The organism is Janthinobacterium silvisoli, assembly GCF_014200725.1.
Classification (GTDB): Bacteria; Pseudomonadota; Gammaproteobacteria; order Burkholderiales; family Burkholderiaceae_D; genus Janthinobacterium.
Map to the genome: position 1 here is coordinate 1 of NZ_JACHCL010000009.1, position 16,330 is coordinate 16,330.

General features: G+C 58.3%; 16 protein-coding genes and 3 pseudogenes. 11 read left to right on the top strand and 8 right to left on the bottom strand.

Translation table 11 applies throughout. The annotated features are described in order from the left end of the window. The 3 genes and pseudogenes from HDE75_RS24700 to HDE75_RS26890 form a co-directional block, all read left to right on the top strand. The coding region (locus HDE75_RS24700) for a hypothetical protein (protein WP_221291993.1) at nt 1-378 on the top strand (378 nt) is incomplete at its 5' end. After that, nucleotides 375-1,769 (top strand): reverse transcriptase domain-containing protein, encoded by a 1,395-nt coding sequence (locus HDE75_RS24705; RefSeq protein ID WP_183682115.1) that lies wholly within the window; start codon nt 375-377, stop codon nt 1,767-1,769. The genes HDE75_RS24700 and HDE75_RS24705, both read left to right, overlap by 4 nt. After that, nucleotides 1,760-1,882 (top strand): annotated as a pseudogene (locus HDE75_RS26890) (arsenical resistance protein ArsH); the annotation flags it as partial. The gene HDE75_RS24705 and the pseudogene HDE75_RS26890, both read left to right, overlap by 10 nt. Here the strand turns inward: HDE75_RS26890 and HDE75_RS24710 are convergent. The 3 genes and pseudogenes from HDE75_RS24710 to HDE75_RS24720 all read right to left on the bottom strand — a co-directional run bounded on the left by HDE75_RS24710 (nt 1,874) and on the right by HDE75_RS24720 (nt 4,986). After that, nucleotides 1,874-2,356: a TnsD family Tn7-like transposition protein gene (locus tag HDE75_RS24710; protein WP_311735161.1), complete on the bottom strand. Its 483-nt coding sequence runs from the start codon at nt 2,354-2,356 to the stop codon at nt 1,874-1,876. The pseudogene HDE75_RS26890 and the gene HDE75_RS24710 overlap by 9 nt on opposite strands. 25 nt (nt 2,357-2,381) lie before the next feature. Then, nucleotides 2,382-2,708: pseudogene (locus HDE75_RS24715) on the bottom strand (integrase core domain-containing protein); the annotation flags it as partial. 73 nt (nt 2,709-2,781) lie between these two features. Further along, nucleotides 2,782-4,986 carry an OsmC domain/YcaO domain-containing protein gene (locus HDE75_RS24720; RefSeq protein ID WP_183682121.1) on the bottom strand — a complete coding sequence of 735 codons (2,205 nt, stop codon included), beginning with the start codon at nt 4,984-4,986 and terminating at the stop codon, nt 2,782-2,784. 274 nt (nt 4,987-5,260) lie between these two features. Between HDE75_RS24720 and HDE75_RS24725 the strand changes: the two genes are divergently transcribed. Next, entirely contained in the window at nt 5,261-6,547 is a 1,287-nt protein-coding gene (locus HDE75_RS24725; protein ID WP_183682124.1) for a type II toxin-antitoxin system HipA family toxin, read from the top strand. Continuing rightward, complete coding sequence (locus HDE75_RS24730; RefSeq protein ID WP_183682126.1) at nt 6,547-6,849, top strand: helix-turn-helix domain-containing protein; 303 nt, start codon at nt 6,547-6,549, stop codon at nt 6,847-6,849. Before HDE75_RS24725 ends, HDE75_RS24730 begins: the two co-directional genes overlap by 1 nt. A 13-nt stretch (nt 6,850-6,862) precedes the next feature. On the opposite strand, the gene HDE75_RS24735 is transcribed toward HDE75_RS24730, so the two are convergent. The 3 genes from HDE75_RS24735 to HDE75_RS24745 form a co-directional block, all read right to left on the bottom strand. Beyond that, nucleotides 6,863-7,213 carry an immunity protein Imm33 domain-containing protein gene (locus HDE75_RS24735; protein ID WP_183682129.1) on the bottom strand — a complete coding sequence of 117 codons (351 nt, stop codon included), beginning with the start codon at nt 7,211-7,213 and terminating at the stop codon, nt 6,863-6,865. Nucleotides 7,214-7,242: 29 nt separating this feature from the next. Beyond that, complete coding sequence (locus tag HDE75_RS24740; protein WP_183682132.1) at nt 7,243-7,761, bottom strand: phospholipase D family nuclease; 519 nt, start codon at nt 7,759-7,761, stop codon at nt 7,243-7,245. 131 nt (nt 7,762-7,892) lie between these two features. Then, nucleotides 7,893-8,810, bottom strand: coding sequence for an alpha/beta fold hydrolase (locus HDE75_RS24745; RefSeq protein WP_183682136.1), 918 nt, complete (start codon nt 8,808-8,810; stop codon nt 7,893-7,895). Between HDE75_RS24745 and HDE75_RS24750 the strand changes: the two genes are divergently transcribed. Both HDE75_RS24750 and HDE75_RS24755 read left to right on the top strand, forming a co-directional pair. Further along, nucleotides 8,809-8,970: a hypothetical protein gene (locus HDE75_RS24750; protein ID WP_183682139.1), complete on the top strand. Its 162-nt coding sequence runs from the start codon at nt 8,809-8,811 to the stop codon at nt 8,968-8,970. The two genes, HDE75_RS24745 and HDE75_RS24750, sit on opposite strands and share 2 nt — an antisense overlap. 30 nt (nt 8,971-9,000) lie before the next feature. Then, nucleotides 9,001-9,645: an NAD-dependent epimerase/dehydratase family protein gene (locus HDE75_RS24755; RefSeq protein WP_183682142.1), complete on the top strand. Its 645-nt coding sequence runs from the start codon at nt 9,001-9,003 to the stop codon at nt 9,643-9,645. 3 nt (nt 9,646-9,648) lie between these two features. Here the strand turns inward: HDE75_RS24755 and HDE75_RS24760 are convergent, their stop codons facing one another. Further along, on the bottom strand, nt 9,649-10,569 hold the full coding sequence (locus HDE75_RS24760; RefSeq protein ID WP_183682145.1) for a LysR family transcriptional regulator: 921 nt from the start codon (nt 10,567-10,569) through the stop codon (nt 9,649-9,651). A gap of 104 nt (nt 10,570-10,673) precedes the next feature. Here HDE75_RS24760 and HDE75_RS24765 point away from each other — a divergent pair, with 104 nt between their 5' ends. Together HDE75_RS24765 and HDE75_RS24770 are read left to right on the top strand one after the other, a co-directional pair. Then, nucleotides 10,674-11,315 carry an NAD(P)H oxidoreductase gene (locus HDE75_RS24765; RefSeq protein WP_183682148.1) on the top strand — a complete coding sequence of 214 codons (642 nt, stop codon included), beginning with the start codon at nt 10,674-10,676 and terminating at the stop codon, nt 11,313-11,315. A gap of 102 nt (nt 11,316-11,417) precedes the next feature. Then, nucleotides 11,418-13,877 (top strand): DUF3772 domain-containing protein, encoded by a 2,460-nt coding sequence (locus HDE75_RS24770; RefSeq protein ID WP_183682150.1) that lies wholly within the window; start codon nt 11,418-11,420, stop codon nt 13,875-13,877. Here HDE75_RS24770 and HDE75_RS24775 read toward each other — a convergent pair. After that, nucleotides 13,874-14,371, bottom strand: a complete 498-nt coding sequence (locus tag HDE75_RS24775; RefSeq protein ID WP_260174362.1) for a DUF2938 domain-containing protein — start codon at nt 14,369-14,371, stop codon at nt 13,874-13,876. The two genes, HDE75_RS24770 and HDE75_RS24775, sit on opposite strands and share 4 nt — an antisense overlap. Before the next feature lie 53 nt (nt 14,372-14,424). On the opposite strand from HDE75_RS24775, the gene HDE75_RS24780 reads away from it, so the two are divergent. Together HDE75_RS24780 and HDE75_RS24785 are read left to right on the top strand one after the other, a co-directional pair. After that, nucleotides 14,425-15,078, top strand: coding sequence for an ArsR/SmtB family transcription factor (locus HDE75_RS24780; protein ID WP_311735162.1), 654 nt, complete (start codon nt 14,425-14,427; stop codon nt 15,076-15,078). A 228-nt stretch (nt 15,079-15,306) separates the two neighbouring features. After that, nucleotides 15,307-16,237 (top strand): annotated as a pseudogene (locus HDE75_RS24785) (alpha/beta fold hydrolase). Nucleotides 16,238-16,330: the final 93 nt, after the last annotated feature.

Here is a 16,330-nt window from a genome sequence, read left to right on the forward strand (position 1 = left end):
AGGGGAAAACGTACGTCTTTGCTTGCTCATCAAACACCTCTCCATGGCGAGCATTCTCGCCTAAATCAGTGTCCGGGTACATTAAACCACTACAAAGACCAATTAAAATCCTTGGCCGGCAGGCAAGACGGGCCAGGCAGCGAACAGGAGTTTATGAAGCTGACAGATGACTACAATAAAATCCTTCGCGACGTTGAAAATCATGCCGAATTAGACGATATTCGTGCACGCGTGTTAGCCCGCGCTGGACTGTCTTCACGGTACCCTACTAGCCAAGATTACGTACGCTATTACTGGTGGCGCACTTGGCGCCTAGTCGGCCTTGCAATTGCCTATGCTGCGCCTGTGGCAGCTGTTCTGTGGTTTGCGTTTCGATGACGGCGGCAAAGCAGTTCGCCAAGGAATACAGTCGAGAGCAGCTAAACTTGCTGTACAGCAGCCATATATCATTGACCGGGGCAATTGGTGTTGATCGACTCAGTAGGGCGATCTTCGAGAGTAATCTTGAGAAAGAAATCGATTTGATTTCGACGAAAGCAACTGCGGGAAAATATAAATTCTCTCAGTACAAGGAAAAGCTGATCTCGAAGGGCGCCAACAAGATTCCCAGGGTCATTTCTATCCCAACTTTTCGCGATCGGCTAACGCTTAGGGCACTGTGCAATGTACTGAAATACACCTTCGCCGAACAGCTGAGTATCAAGCTACCTCAGCACACTATCGCAGAGATTCGGACGTGCTTGAAGAATGGCGGGTTTTCCCACTTCATCAAACTGGACGTGAAAACATTTTATCCTACAATTGAGCACTCCGTTTTGATGCGGTTACTCCATCGTAAGATACGCAAACCTGAGATCCGCGCGCTCATCAGCGCAGCGATCACATCTCCGACTGTCGCATTTCCGGATCGTATGCGCCCCATCGAAAAAAAAGGTGTACCCCAAGGATTATCCATCTCGAATATTCTTGCCGAGATTTATCTTTCTGAGTTTGATGGGTGGGCACGGGCCTTGCCTGATGTTGTCTATCATCGTTACGTCGATGATGTCCTGGTGCTGACGAAAGAAGACCCAACTATTTTGGCCGAAAAATTTCGTGCGCGCATGTGGGAAAAGTACCTACTCGAGACGCATGAAATTGGGAACACAGGCAAGTCCTCAGTCGGTGAAATATGCGAGCAATTTCACTTCCTCGGATACGAATTCAATGCTGGTGTTGCGTCCGTCAGAATCGACTCGATTCGCCGCGTGGAAGCGTCTATCGCAAAAATACTTACTACATACAAGTATCGATGTGACTCTGCCAAGGCAGAGATAAACCCGTTTAAACAGCTTTATCTGCTGGACAAAGCGAAAAAGATTTGCTTATGGCGCCTTAATCTCCGTGCTACAGGTTGTATCACCGAAGGGGTCAGAAAGGGCTGGGTTTTCTATTTTTCTCAAATTGACGACGATGCGCTGAAGCAGCTGCACCATCTGGATAAGACTCTCCAAGTGCTGGCGCGGCGTTTTGGATTGGATCTCACTGTAAAAGAGGTCAAATCATTCGCCAGAACCTTCCATGAGGCCAAGCGTGGGAACGCCGCTCAAAGCTACATCCTGAATTTCGACACGACATCACTGGCCTATAAGCGTGAAATCTTGACCATGTACGGGATTGATAACGTCACTACGATGACGGAAGTAATGATTGATCGGATGTTTAAACGCAAAATTAGGCGTGAGACATCTGAAATGGAGGAGGATATTCAGGGGGGATCGCGTGGATAGACTGCGTGGTCGACGTCATGAAAGAACCAATCAAGATGACCTTGTTGACGCCTGGGCGCTCCGATTACCTGGCCGATCGCTACACCGAACGCAATGAGCGGCCCTTACAGTGATCGATCGTCACATCGTGAGGATTTAAGTAGTGCCGTCAGTTTCTCTTCCACGGCAGGCGCCAAGGGCGGAACCAGTCCGGCAATTCGCGGGATACGCCAGCGAGGGAGTACTTCCCCCCTGGCGTGGCTTTTGTCGACGATTCGGCCTATGCGACGGCATTGAAATGCTTCGACGGTCTCTTCCTGCAGCTGGATGGTTCGTGTCGTGAGGGGCAATTTCATGAAAAACTTCTCAATCAACGCTTGTTTGCCTGTTGCCCTAGCCAACAACGTTGCGGAGATCCGCGTGCTGACATCGGTTTGATAAAGCAAAGCAGCATGATCGCGGACCTGCGCGGCAAGCAGCTGGTCGCGCTCTTCCCACTTCACCTTTTGCATTGCTGGTTTCGGTGGGCGCGCATGCTGTGTGATCGCCTCCTTCAGCCATGGATAGTCGTTCCGGTAGAGCCACATGTAATCCGGTAATCCCCCCATTTTTAGAGCGCGCTAAAAGTAGAGGTTAAGCGGCCAAGGCAAGCTTCTGTTTTGGTGTGATGCCGCCAAGTGCCATGTTGGGCCGGTCGTGATTGTAAGTCCACAGCCAGCGGGTTGCAAAATCCTGGATCTCATCGAGCGTTTCAAACAGGTGATGGGCCAGCCAGTCGTAGCGCACCGTGCGGTTATAGCGCTCGACATAAGCATTCTGCTGCGGCTGGCCAGGCTGGATGAAGTCGATGCGTATGTCGCGCTTGGCGGCCCAGGCCAGCGTCACGGCGCTGATGTACTCGGGGCCGTTATCGCAGCGAATGACCTGGGGTTTACCACGCCATTCGATGATCCTGTCGAGCGGCTGACACCCTGGCATAAAACACATGCCAGGGATAAAAATTACTCTTGCAGATCCAGCCACAGCCGAGAACCTAGCTGGCTTTAGCCCCCGCCTTGCCCCGCGCCACATGCAATTTCTTGTAGCTGTCGATCAGGCGTTCGTGGCGTTCCAGGCCTTCCAGTTTCATGCTGGTTGGCGTCAGGCCGAAGAAGCGTACGCTGCCGTCGACTGAACCGGTCACGGCATCCATGCGCTCATTGCCATACATGCGGCGGAAGTTGACGATGTAGTCGTTCAGTTCCAGTTCGTCGTCGAGCAGCACTTCCAGCACCACGTTCATGGCCTGGTAAAACAGCTTTCGCTCGACAGTGTTGTCGTTGTATTGCAAAAAGGCGCCGACCAGTTCATGCGCTTCTTCGAATTGCTGCAAGGCCAGCTGGATCAGCAGTTTGAGTTCCAGCACGGTGAGCTGACCCCATTCGGTATTTTCGTCAAACTCGATGCCGATCAGGGTGGCGATGTCGCCGTATTCGTCCAGCTCGCTATTTTCCAGGCGGTCGAGCAAGGCTTCCAGGCTGGCGTTGTCCAGGCGGTGCAGGTTCAAGATGTCGGAGCGGAATAGCAGCGCCTTGTTGGTGTTGTCCCAGATTAAATCTTCGACGGGGTACACTTCCGAATAACCAGGCACCAGGATGCGGCAGGCGGTCGCGCCCAGCTGGTCGTAGACGGCTGTGTAGACTTCCTTGCCCATGTCGGCGAGGATGCCGAACAGGGTGGCGGCTTCTTCGGCATTGGAGTTGTCGCCCTGGCCAGAGAAATCCCATTCGACAAAATCGTAGTCTGCCCTGGCGCTGAAGAAGCGCCACGAGACGATGCCGCTCGAATCGATGAAGTGTTCGACGAAGTTATTCGGTTCGGTGACGGCTTCGCTGGCAAAAGTAGGCTGCGGCAAGTCGTTCAAGCCTTCGAAACTGCGGCCTTGCAGCAATTCCGTCAGGCTGCGTTCCAGCGCCACTTCCAGGCTCGGGTGGGCGCCGAACGAGGCGAACACGCCGCCCGTGCGCGGGTTCATCAGGGTGACGCACATCACAGGGTAAGTGCCGCCCAGCGAGGCATCTTTGACCAGCACGGGGAAGCCCTGCTCTTCAAGCCCGGCGATACCGGCCAGGATGCCCGGGTATTTCGCCAGCACTTCCTGCGGTACGTCGGGTAAGGCGATTTCGCCCTCGAGGATTTCGCGTTTCACGGCCCGTTCGAAAATTTCCGACAGACATTGCACTTGCGCTTCTGCCAGCGTATTGCCGGCGCTCATGCCGTTGCTGACGTACAGGTTTTCGATCAGGTTCGATGGAAAATATACGGTTTCGCCATCGGACTGGCGCACGTAGGGCAGCGAGCAGATGCCGCGCTCGGTATTGCCGGAGTTGGTGTCGATCAGGTGCGAACCACGCAACTCGCCATCGGGGTTGTAGATGTCCAGGCAGTAGTCATCGAGAATCTCTTTCGGCAGCGCATCCTTGCGGCCGGGCTTGAACCAGCGCTCGTTCGGATAATGCACGAACTCGGCGTTGGCGATATCTTCGCCCCAGTATGCACCGGCATAGAAATGGTTGTTGCTGATGCGCTCGATGTACTCGCCCAAGGCCGAGGCCAGGGCGCTTTCCTTGGTCGATCCCTTGCCGTTGGTAAAGCACATTGGCGAGTGCGCATCGCGGATATGCAGCGACCACACATTGGGGATGATGTTGCGCCAGGAAGCGATTTCAATCTTGATGCCCAGGCCAGCCAGCAGGCCCGACATATTGGCGATGGTTTGTTCCAGCGGCAGGTCCTTGCCGGCAATAAAGGTGCTCGCGCCAGGCGCAGCATTCAAGGTCAGCAAGGCTTGCGCATCGGCGTCGAGGTTCTCGACTTCTTCAATCACGAATTCGGGGCCGGTCTGCACGACTTTTTTCACCGTGCAACGGTCGATCGAACGCAAGATGCCTTGGCGGTCCTTGGCCGAGATATCGGCCGGCAGCTCGACCTGGATCTTGAAGATTTGCTGGTAGCGGTTTTCCGGATCAACGATATTGTTTTGCGACAAGCGGATATTTTCGGTTGGAATATTGCGTGTTTCGCAATATAACTTTACAAAATAAGCGGCGCACAAGGCCGATGAAGCCAAAAAGTAATCGAATGGGCCCGGCGCCGAGCCATCGCCCTTGTAGCGTATGGGCTGATCGGCGATGACCGTGAAATCATCGAACTTGGCTTCAAGACGAAGCTTATCGAGGAAGTTGACCTTAATTTCCATGAGAGTAATCCAGACTGGTGCTTAAAATGAGTTAGCCGCCATTATCCGTTCTTTTGGCCGCTAGCGGTTTGAATGGCCAGGAAACATGCGCAGTACCGTCGACCTTCCTGATGGATGCACTTTTTTTAGTTACACAGTAAAGCAACAGAAGTATGGCAATAGGCTGCCCTATTCATGCTATTTCACTGTGTCGATATAAAAAATCATCAAAGACACGTTAAACTATCATTTATATGTGCCAGACTGTCCATTAATGCGATATTAAACTGTGTATATGACCAAAGAATGCACACTGCAAGTCTTCATCGACGGAGTGTGGCGCGATGCCGCCGCCCTCACGCTCATGGGTGACCAACTGCGCGGCGTGAAAACGCAAACTTTCCTGAGCTATGAAGGCAGTTATGCACTTGAGCACTTTTACCGAGAGGATGCAGCCGCTCTGTCTGCCATGCACAAAGTCGATCTTTCCCTCATCAATATACCGAACTGGCCGCCATTCCTGATCGATTTGTTGCCGCAGGGTTATGGGTGCAAGGAACTGCTGAATCAATTGCGCCGGGATGAGAATGCGGGGCCCGGAGCGGATTGGGATTTGCTGTGTGCCGGCGCAGGCAACCCGATAGGCAATATCCGCGTCAAGGAAGCGCATGCCTGGGTGAGCGAGCGTACTCGTGGGCAAGGACATGGATTTACCATGGAGGAGGTCGTGGAGCGTGCGGGAGATTTCAATGAATATCTGGCGCAGCATGGCCTCTTTCTTGCTGGCTCTTCCGGGGTGCAGGGGGAGTGGCCAAAGATATTGCTGACGCGCGCGCACGACGGACTGTTTTATCTCGACCATGCCCTTCCCGACGAGCAGGCCGCCAGGCACTACATTGTCAAGTTTGGCCGCGGTGAAAACCAGGCGCTGGCCAATATTCTGACATGTGAGGCACCGTACATGCAGCTGGCGCGCAAGCTGGGTTTACGTGTCCACGATGATTTGCTGTTGCGTGACCGGGCATTGTTTATTCCCCGTTTTGACCGTGAGGTGATCGATGGCCGGGTCAGACGTCATGGGCAGGAAAGTGTCGCTTCCGTTTGCGGGTTGAGCCAGTTTGGCGAGGTTCCTAGCCATAATAAATTCCTGTCCGATTTCATGTTCGTTGCTTCTGATATAGCCAGGGAAACTATCGAATACGTCAAGCGCGACATTGCCAATGTGGTGCTGGGAAACACCGACAACCATGCCCGCAATACGGCCATCCAGCGCCGCGACGATGGCCATATCGGCCTGACGCCCCTGTTCGATTTTGCCCCCATGTTCATGCATCCCGATGGCATTGCGCGGCGCATGCGGTGGGAATTTGACGATGGCGGGGCACCGCAATGGGCGAGCGTGATCGAGCAAGCTGTACAGACCGGCGCCATGGATGCAGAAGACCTCAGTGCGGCAGTCAAAGAGATGATAGCGCCGCTGGGCAGCTTGATGGATGATGCCTATGCGCTAGGTATCGGCGAAATGATCGAGGTCAAACGCATGACGATTGAGAATAATCTGAACCAGCTGCGGAGGCTCTGATGGACAAGCGTTATGTCACGTTGACTGCATCAGAGCAAAATCAGTTGCGCCGCGATTTGATGGAGCGGCTGGCGGCGACACCGGAGCTGCCGATTCCCCAGGTGATACGCGATATCCGCAAGACCTTGCGTTTCACGATGCCGGAATATGCAAAGATCTGCAATGTTTCCGCACGCACCTTGCAAGATATCGAGCGCGGCGTGTCCAGTCCTACGCTCGATACGGTAGACAAGCTGTTGCGGCCGATAGGCATGCGGGCCGGCGCCGTATTGGCGGTGCAGCCGGGAAAAAGCACGGCCTGAGGCTAGCTACTGATCAGCCTTCACGCGGGCCCTTTGAAAACTTCTCGTCAAACCAGACATCTTCATAGTCCGGCGCCAGGATCACGCACCATCCTGGCGGCAAGGCCAGGTAGGGCATGATTCCTGGGCAAACTTCTTCCAGGTGCGCTGCGTGCAGCGCCTGGTAAAAACCGAGATCGGACGAATAATCGCCGCCATAGATATACCAGCCGCAAGTGCCGTTTTCCGGCGGGATCCTGGTCGCATACAGCGGCAATTTATCCAGTGTATCGAGGGCGATGCCTACCATCTGTTCCATGCCGGGAGGCAGGTAGCCGGCGTCAAATCGCTGGCAGATAGCGCGTTGTTTGTCAGATATAGTCATGGGGATAGTCAGTCTCTTTCCTGGCAGCTTTAGCGGGAAGGATATGCAACACCCTTCTTCCAGCGGTCTTCCCAATGTTGCAGAAACGATGCCGCCAGTGGCGGCTGATGCCATAGCACGATCACATTTTCGCTATTCGAGGTAGCCGCATCCTTGCTGTAATTGAAGCTGCCATTTTGCACGGTGTCTCCATCGGCCACGATGTATTTATCGTGGTGCATGGCGTACACCGAAATGGTCCGGACGGGAATGCCGGCTTGCACCAGCGCGTTCAACGCGCTCATGCTGTTGCGCCGCTCATTGCGCTTTGCATCGGCCAGCACCTTGATGTCCACGCCGCGTTTTTTTGCAGCGAGCAAGGCTGCCACGATGGTGGGCGAATTGAATGAATAGGCGGCCAGCCGGATGCTGGAAGCGGAGGTGTTGATCACCTTTAATACCAGCGCTTCGGCGCCATCGTCAGGGGAAAACGCATGCTCTATCGACGCCGCTGCAATGGGTGCATCGACCTCGCTCATGGAGACGGCAAGCGCGGGCGATGCTGGCATGGCCGTAGCCGCTGCGATGCACATCGTGAAGCAGGTCAGGAGTTTTCTCATGGACGTAGACATGGCTTGGGCGGGTAAGAAGATATGGCGATTATAACGGGCCAGTTCCCCATTCTGCGTAGCTATGCTGCTCAGGGTAGCGTTCCGTGCGCCTGTAGCGCCTGATCCACAAAGGTGGCCAGGTCACGGTTAAAACGCTGCGCTTCTTCCAGGAACGGAGCGTGGCCCGAATCATCGTACAGCATGGTCCGGATGCGGGGATTAAGCTGTCTGGCGCGGGCGATGCTGGGCTTTACCTGGACCAGTGCATCCTGGCTGCCGTACAGGACCAGCACAGGCACGCGCGCCTTGGGCAAGCCCTCGGTGACGGCGGCTGTCATCGATGGGATGGTGCGCGTCATGGTCCACGACGCCATGGCTGCATTCGAGAGCAGGCGCTCGAAGGTGGCGCTGTCGGGCTGGGTGTGGAAACACAGGCCGAGGAAGCTGCGTACTGCGTCGAGGTGGATCTTCAGATCGTCGGAAGCCAGGGCGGCGTAGACCGGCGGATGGGGCGTGATCAGGGCAGGGTCGAGTTCGATCACGCCGTCGACGTAGATGGCGCCGCTGATGGCGGTGTCGCCATAGGCCGCCAGATAGCTCGACATGATGAGCCCGCCCAGCGACCAGCCCACCAGCACGGGGCGCTGGGCATGGCTTGCCTTGAGCACCGCGGCGAGGTCGTCGGCGTAGCGGCGGCCATCGCGGTACGCGGCCGCATCGTCCGGTTTGCCGGACAGGCCATGGCCGCGCATATCGTAGGTGATCATGCGGTAGCGTTGCAGGTCGGGACTGGCGGTTTGCTTTTCCCAGTTGAGGCGGCTACCGAGCAAGCCGTGGATAAAGACGATGGCAGGGCCGTTGGGGTCGCCCAACTCTTGCACGGCGATGGCCACGCCGTCTGGCGCGGTGACGTTGTAATGCTTGTCGGCCGCCATGGCCGTCGTAGACAAGCTCGTCATGACGACGGCCAGCAAGGTGTTGCGCAATACCTGTACGTATCGATGCATGAATCACTCCATGGTTGGTGAAGCCGCAGCCTGGCTTGTCGTTGCCCTGAATGCGAAAGTAATGTTGGTCAACAACTGGCTGGAATCGTTCCCCGGAATGAAGCCCATGTTCGATGCCATGGTGCGCACGGGGCACGCCATCAGCGACCTTGGCCAATGATAGTTATACTGCGCAAAAAGGAGTGAGCCCATGAAAATCATCTTGACCGGCGCCACCGGATTTGCCGGCGGCGAAGTGTTGCGCCAGGCGCTGCTGGATCCAGCCATCACGCAGGTGACGGTGCTCACGCGGCGTACGCTGGGCCTGTCCCATGCGAAACTGAAAGAGCTGATCGTCAGCGATTTTCTCGATTATTCCAGCGTGGACCTGAGCGGCCACGACGCCTGCATCTGGTGCCTGGGTATCTCGCAAACGCAGGTGCGCGAAGCCGAATATATCCGCATCACCCTGGACTATACGCTGGCTGCCGCGCGCGCCATGTATGCGGCCAATCCGCAGCTGCGCTTCTGTTTTCTCAGCGGGCGCAGCGCCGACCCCGAGGAACAGCAAAAAGCGCTGTTTGCCCGCATCAAGGGCCGTGCCGAGCGCCAGCTGGCCGAGCTGGGCCGCCCGGCCTTTTTCTTCCGTCCCGCGTATATCCGCCCCACCGCGCTGAGCGGGCCGCGCAAGGACTTCGCGCGTTTCTTCACGCCGATCGGCACCCTGCTTTCCCTGCTCAGCAAAGACTTCAGCGTGGACTGCGACCAATTGGCGCGTTGCCTGCTAGGCGTTGCACAACACGGCAGCAATGCCAGCGTACTGGAAAACCGTGCAATCCGGGCCTGGCAGGTGTGAGTTTTACACCGGCTGCGATGGTGCGACTGGCCTGCCATGCTTGTCCCGTAAAAAGTCCAGGAATGCGCGAAAGCCAAACGAAGGGTTGCGGATGCGGGGGTAATACAGGAAGAAGCCCGATTTTTCGGGTAGCCAGTCTTCCAGCACCAGTCTCAAACGGCCGTCGGCCACCTGTTCGCGGATTTGTTCGTGGTACAGATAGCCGAGGCCGCCGCCGTGCAGCGCCACATCATGCAGTACGTCCATATCGTCGGCCGAAAAACGCGCATTGACGCCGATTTCCAGCGCTTGCCCGTCTTTCTCGAATTCCCAGGCATACGGCCTGTCCTGGGTGGGAAAGCGGTAGGCGACGCAGTCATGCTCCAGCAGCTCTTGCGGATGCCGGGGTGGTGCATGGCGGCGGAAGTATTCCGGCGAACCGGCCACGGCAAAGCGCACCTTGCCCGACAGCGGCACGGCCACCATGTTTTCCGACACGAACTCTCCCAGGCGCACACCGGCGTCAAAACCGTCTTCTACCAGATTGGCGAGGCGGTCTTCTGCGTGGATTTCAATCCGCATGCAGGGGTGCAGCCGCAGGAATTCGGCCACCAGCGGCGCCAGCGCCAGGCGCGCGCCTTGCCGCGCGGCACTGATGCGCAAGGTGCCCACGGCTTGATCGCGGAATGGCTGCACCGATTCCACGGCGTGGTCGATCTGGCCGATCAGCGTGCCCAGCTGCGCATGCAATTGCGCGCCCGCCTCCGTCAGCGAGACGCTGCGCGTGGTGCGGTTGACCAGCTTGAGTCCCAGCCGCGATTCCAGCTGGCACAGGGCATGGCTGACGGCCGAGGGCGATACGCCCAGCTCGACGCTGGCCTGCTTGAAACTGCGGTGCCGGGCGATGGAAACAAAGGTGGCCAGGTCGGCAAGGCTGGGTTTCATTGTTGAGCATCGTTCATTTATGAAAACAAATTATCGGTCTTATCAATACAATCCTCAAGCGCTATTCTGCAGCTTCTCCGTGATTGTTTTGAAAGGAACGCAATATGTTGTCCACACAAGATAGCCCGAAAACAAAGCGCCGCGCCTACCTGATCTGGACTCATCCGCGCGCCGATTCGCTCACTGCCCAAGTGGTCGCCGGTATCAAGCAAGAGCTGCAGCAGCATGATGTGGAAGTGGCGGAGCTCGACTTGTACCGCCACGGCTTCAATCCCGTGCTGGGGGAAGAAGATGAGCCTGACTGGGCCAACCCTGACAAGCGTTACAGCGAGCAAGTCATGGAACTGGCTGCTGAGCTAAAGGGCTCGGACTTTGGCATCGTCGTGTTTCCCCTGTGGTGGTATGGCATGCCCGCCATGCTCAAGGGTTATCTGGACCGCGTCTGGAACTATGGCCTTACCTATGGCGCCGGCCGTACTTTGCCCTTTTCGAAATTGCGCTGGATCACCCTGGTCGGTGGTGGGCAGCAGGAATTCGAAGGCTGGGGCAATCCTGACAATATGCGCCATTTGCTCAACGGTTCGATTGCCGGTTATGGCGGCGTCAAGGATGCCGAGATCGAATTTATGTACAACACCATCGGACCGGAAGAAGGTAGCGATGCGGCGGACCACTATGCCGCACTGATCGCCCAGGCCCGCGCGGCGATGGTGCGCATGCTTGAGCCTGCTATTGCGCCTGCTTGAGATAGTGGTCCAGGGGCGTGGAAAGATTGCCGCACGAAAAGCTCTATCGTGTGAAGCAGGAGTGCGCTAGTCTGTCGCTTATTGATCTGGCGATAGAACTGCATGATTCCTTTCCGTAATCCCCCTTCCCCCTCCATACGCTGGTCCTGGCGTGGCGTGCTGCTGACCTTGTCACTGATGATGATGCTGGCCTCGGCAGCCCCGCCTGGCTGGTCCCAGCCGACGGATGACGCCGCTTCGGCCGACCAGAGTCTCGATGTCTTGCGCAAGCAGATTACGACGATCCAAAAAACGCTGGACGGCGATGCCGACGTGCCCGATGCGGCCCTGTCGCAAATGAAGGCCGATGCGCTGGCGGCCAGTGCCGAGGCGGACAAGCTGGCCGCGTCGCTGGCGCCCGACCTGGCCAGCGTGAAGGCGCGCCTGGCCGAGCTGGGCACGCCGGCGGCGGGAACCAAGGATGCGCCCGACGTTGCTGCCCAGCGCAGCCAGCTGGACAAGGCCAGCAGCGCGCTCGATGCGCAGGTAAAGCTGGCGCGCTTGTTGTCGGTCGAGGCCACGCAGGCGTCGGAGCAAGTGTCAACGGTGCGCCGCGCCCAATTGCAGGCGCGCCTGGGCGAGCGCACCGCATCCATTTTGGCCGGTTCCTTCTGGACGCAGTTGCATGCAGAATTGCCGCAGAACTTGCAGCGCCTGCAAACCCTGGGTAAGGAATTGAGCGATGCGGCGCACCAGACGCCGCTGCCCGCCTGGGGCGGCATCCTGGCCGGCATGGTGCTGGTGATCGTTGCCAGCCTGTGGGCTTCGCGTTATTTGCTGGTGATCACGGCCACCCGCGTGCCGCATGGCCGCTTGCGCCGTTCGCTGCATGCGCTGGCCGTGATTTTACTGGCGCTGGCCACGCCGGGCCTGATCGCTGAATTGCTGGCGCTGGGCTTGCGCTGGAATGACCATTTGTCCGACAAGACCGATGCTTTCATCAGCAGCCTGGTCGGCATCATCTGCTTTGCCGGTTTCACGGCCGGACTGGGCCACGCGCTGCTGTCGGCCAAGCGCGCTTCGTGGCGGCTGCTGCCGCTATCCGATGCGCTGGCGCTGCGCATGCGCCGGTATCCGGGCGTGTTTGCTTTCGTGGTGGTGATCGTCTGGGCCACGGAACGCATCACCATCGTCATCAATGCCGGGCTGTCGACGGCGGTGGCCGTCAATTGCATCGTGGCCCTGCTGCTGGGCCTGACCGTGGCGTTCGGCTTGCTGCGCGCCGAGCGCTGCTGGCGCCGTGTGCAAGCAGCTGATCCGGCTGCACCCGTCACGCCCTTGTGGCTGCGCGGCGTGGTGCTGGTGCTGTGGCTGACTCTGGCAGCTAGCCTGATCAGCCTGCTGGTCGGCTATGTAGCGTTCGGCAGCTTTGTCGCCAAGCAAATTGCCTGGGTCATCGTGGTGGTCTGCAGCACGTATTTGCTGACGGTGCTGATCGATGATATCTGCATGTTGCTGGCATCGACTCCGCCACCACCCGACGCCGAGCATCCCGTGCTGGCCACGCCCAAGGCGCGCGACCAGGCGGCAGTGTTGTTGTCGGGCATAGGCCGTGCCATCACTGTTTTGCTGGCGCTGATGCTGTTGCTGGCGCCGTTCGGTGAAGGGCCTGGCGAATTGTTCCACCGCGTCGGCAAGCTGCAGGATGGCCTGGCCATCGGCGAAGTGGCGATCCGCCCGGCCGCCGTGATCCAGGCACTGCTGGTACTGGTGCTGGCGTACGTCGGCATCGGCCTGTTCAAGCGCTGGCTGCAAAACAGTTATTTGCCGACCACCAGCCTCGATGCGGGCATGCAAGTGTCCTTTTTGACCCTGTTCGGTTATGCCGGTGGCGTGACTGCCGTGGCGCTGGCCCTGTCGGCAGCTGGTATTGGCCTGGAACGCATTGCGTGGGTGGCGTCAGCCTTGTCGGTGGGTATCGGTTTTGGCTTGCAGGCGGTGGTGCAAAACTTTGTCTCGGGCTTGATCCTGCTGGCCGAGCGGCCCGTGAAGGTGGGTGACTGGGTCTCGCTGGGAGGCGTGGAAGGCGATATCCGCCGCATCAATGTGCGCGCCACGGAAATCCAGATGGGCGACCGTTCCACGGTGATCGTGCCGAATTCGGAATTCATTACCAAGACAGTGCGCAACGTCACGCTGGCCAGCCCGCTGGGCCTGGTGCAGATCAAGCTGCCCTTGCCGCTGTCTACCGATGCGGAAGCGGCACGTGCACTGATCCTGGCAACATTTGTCGATAACCCCGACATACTCGATACGCCGGCGCCCAGCGTGCAGCTGGACGGCATCGACAATAGCTATTTGACGTTCAATGCCACCGGCTATGCATCGTCGCCGCGTTTGACCTATGGCATCCGCAGCAGCCTGCTGTTCGAGTTGCTCAAGCGCCTGCGCGCGGCGGACATGCCGATTTCCAAGCCCAGCACCATGGTGCTCAGTACCGTGCCGGCCACTTCGGCTGTTGCGCCCGAACTTGCACCAGCGCCTGCACCGGCCGCCCCGCCTGTGCCGCCGTTGACTAGCTAGCGCACAGTAGCCCATAGCAGCGCCGCCAGGTACAGGCCGATACCGAACACGGCGTGGGCCATCAGGCTGCGCAGGCGGGCAGCGCCCGGATGGGGCGTCTTGCTGGCAGCGATGCCGGCTCCCATGCCGGGCTGCAAGATGAAAAACGGCGCCGCCACGCTGAGCACGCCCATCAATAGCGCCGGAAACAAGCTGGGCTGCGCCGCCCATTGCGGCCCCAGCAGCGCCAGCACGATTGCCGCAAACAGCACGCCGATGGCGTAATGGGCGGTCCAGCCCAGCACGGCTTCATCGCGCACGGGCGCAGCCTGGGCTATCGATGCATGCGTGAAGACGCCGCGCGGCAAGTGGCCGATCCACCGGCCCACCATCGCATAGTTCAGCGAAGGCAGGCACCAGTAACGTTTTAAAGCAGCCGCCCACAGATCCATCACGGCCGTTGCGCCTATGCCGATTGCCATCGCATCGGCTGTCAGTTGCCATCCAGTCTGCATGTGTACTTCCTATAACATTCAATAGATTGCTTGAATGTTATAGGGATGCTAGCATGGTGTCAATGAAGAATGCCGATACCGAATTGCTGACCACCCCCGCCGACTTTGCCCGCATCCTGGGTAGCCCGCCACGCCTGCTGCTGCTCGACCATCTCGGCCAGGGAGAATATGCGGTGGAGCAATTGGTGGACTTATCTGGCCTGTCCGTGGCGAATGCCTCGCAGCATCTGCAGCAATTACGCAAGGCTGGTTTCGTGCAGGCACGGCGCGATGGCAAGCGTGTACTGTACCGGCTGGGCAGTGGCCCCATCGTCCCCTTGCTCGATGCCTTGACCCTGTATGCGCAGCACCAGCGCAGCGAGTTGCAAGCCTTGAGCCGGGGCGATCATGTGGAAGCGATTGCGCGCGACGAGCTGCTGCAGCGCATCCGCGAGAGCAGCATCACCGTGCTCGATGTGCGGCCTGCGCAGGAATTTGCCGCCGGCCATGTGCCTGGCGCGATTAATATCCCCGCCGAAGAATTGCAGCGCCGCCTGGCCGAATTGCCGCCAGACCAGGATATCGCCGCGTACTGCCGTGGTCCCTATTGCGTCTTGTCCGTGCAGGCGGTGGCTGCCCTGCGCCAGCATGGCTTGCCCGCGCGCCGGCTCGACAGTGGTTTTGATGGCTGGTTAGCATCGGGTTTGCCGGTGGCACAGCAAGTGTGAATTTCCCGGAAGGTTTCACGTGAAACCTTCGGGGAAAATTGATTACATCGTGTAATACCAGTAATGCTGGGCGCGGTCTTTATCGGCCGCCATGCTGAACGTAGAGTGACGGATTCACATCGACAGGGACTTCATGCAAGACCGGATCTCACTGAAACCTATCCTTGGGAATTCACCATGCACCAGCAGCAAAACACAGCGTCGCCTCCCGCACTGGCGCGCCTGACCATGTTTGACAGATTCAAACGCGCCGTGTGCGCGGGCCTGATCGCGACTGCCGCCCTGAGCACCGGCGTGCCGGCACTGGCCCAGCCGATTCCCTATCCTGCCAGTTTCAAGACCGATATCGTCAACGCCGATGGCGCCAGACTGTATGTGCGTGTAGGCGGCAACGGACCTGCCGTCGTGCTGATCCATGGCTTTGGCGACACGGGTGACATGTGGACGCCGCTGGCGGTCGCGCTGGCCAAAGACCATCGGGTGATCGTGCCGGACCTGCGCGGTATGGGCCTGTCTTCCAAGCCTGACGGCGGCTATGACAAAAAGACGCAGGCAGGCGATATCCGCGCCATCCTGGACCAGTTGGGCATTGACCAGGCCGATATCGTGGGCCATGACATCGGCACCATGGTCGCGTATGCCTATGCGGCCCGCTATCCCGACAAGACCACGAAACTGGTGGTGATCGATGGCCCCGTGCCAGGTATCCCCGCCCTGGAATGACATCGTGCGCCTGCCCGTGCTGTGGCATTTTGATTTCGGCGGCAAGGATGCGCTGCGCCTGGTGCATGGCCGTGAACGCATTTATCTGGACCGTTTCTGGAATGATTTTGCCGGTGATCCCCGCAAGATCGATGAAGCCACGCGCGCCCACTACGCAAAGCTGTATGCCCGTCCGGGGGCCATGCAGGCTGCTTTCGCCCAATTCCAGTCAGTGCGCAAGGATACCGAAGACAACGCGCAATGGGTAAAGACCAGGCTGACGATGCCCGTGCTTGCGGTCGGGGCTGAAAAGTCTTTTGGCGCCAGCCAGGCGGTGCAGATGCGTAATGCGGCAAGCGATGTCACGGAAGTGATCATTCCGGGCGCGGGCCACTGGCTGATGGAAGAAGCGCCTGCCGAAACCGTGAAGGCGGTGCAAGATTTCCTGAAGCCCTGAGGGAAGATACACGAAGGTACTGCACGGGTATTGCACGATAGCATCACTACACGCATGGCGTTTTTCAGGCAGGATAGCAACTTGTGCCACTTG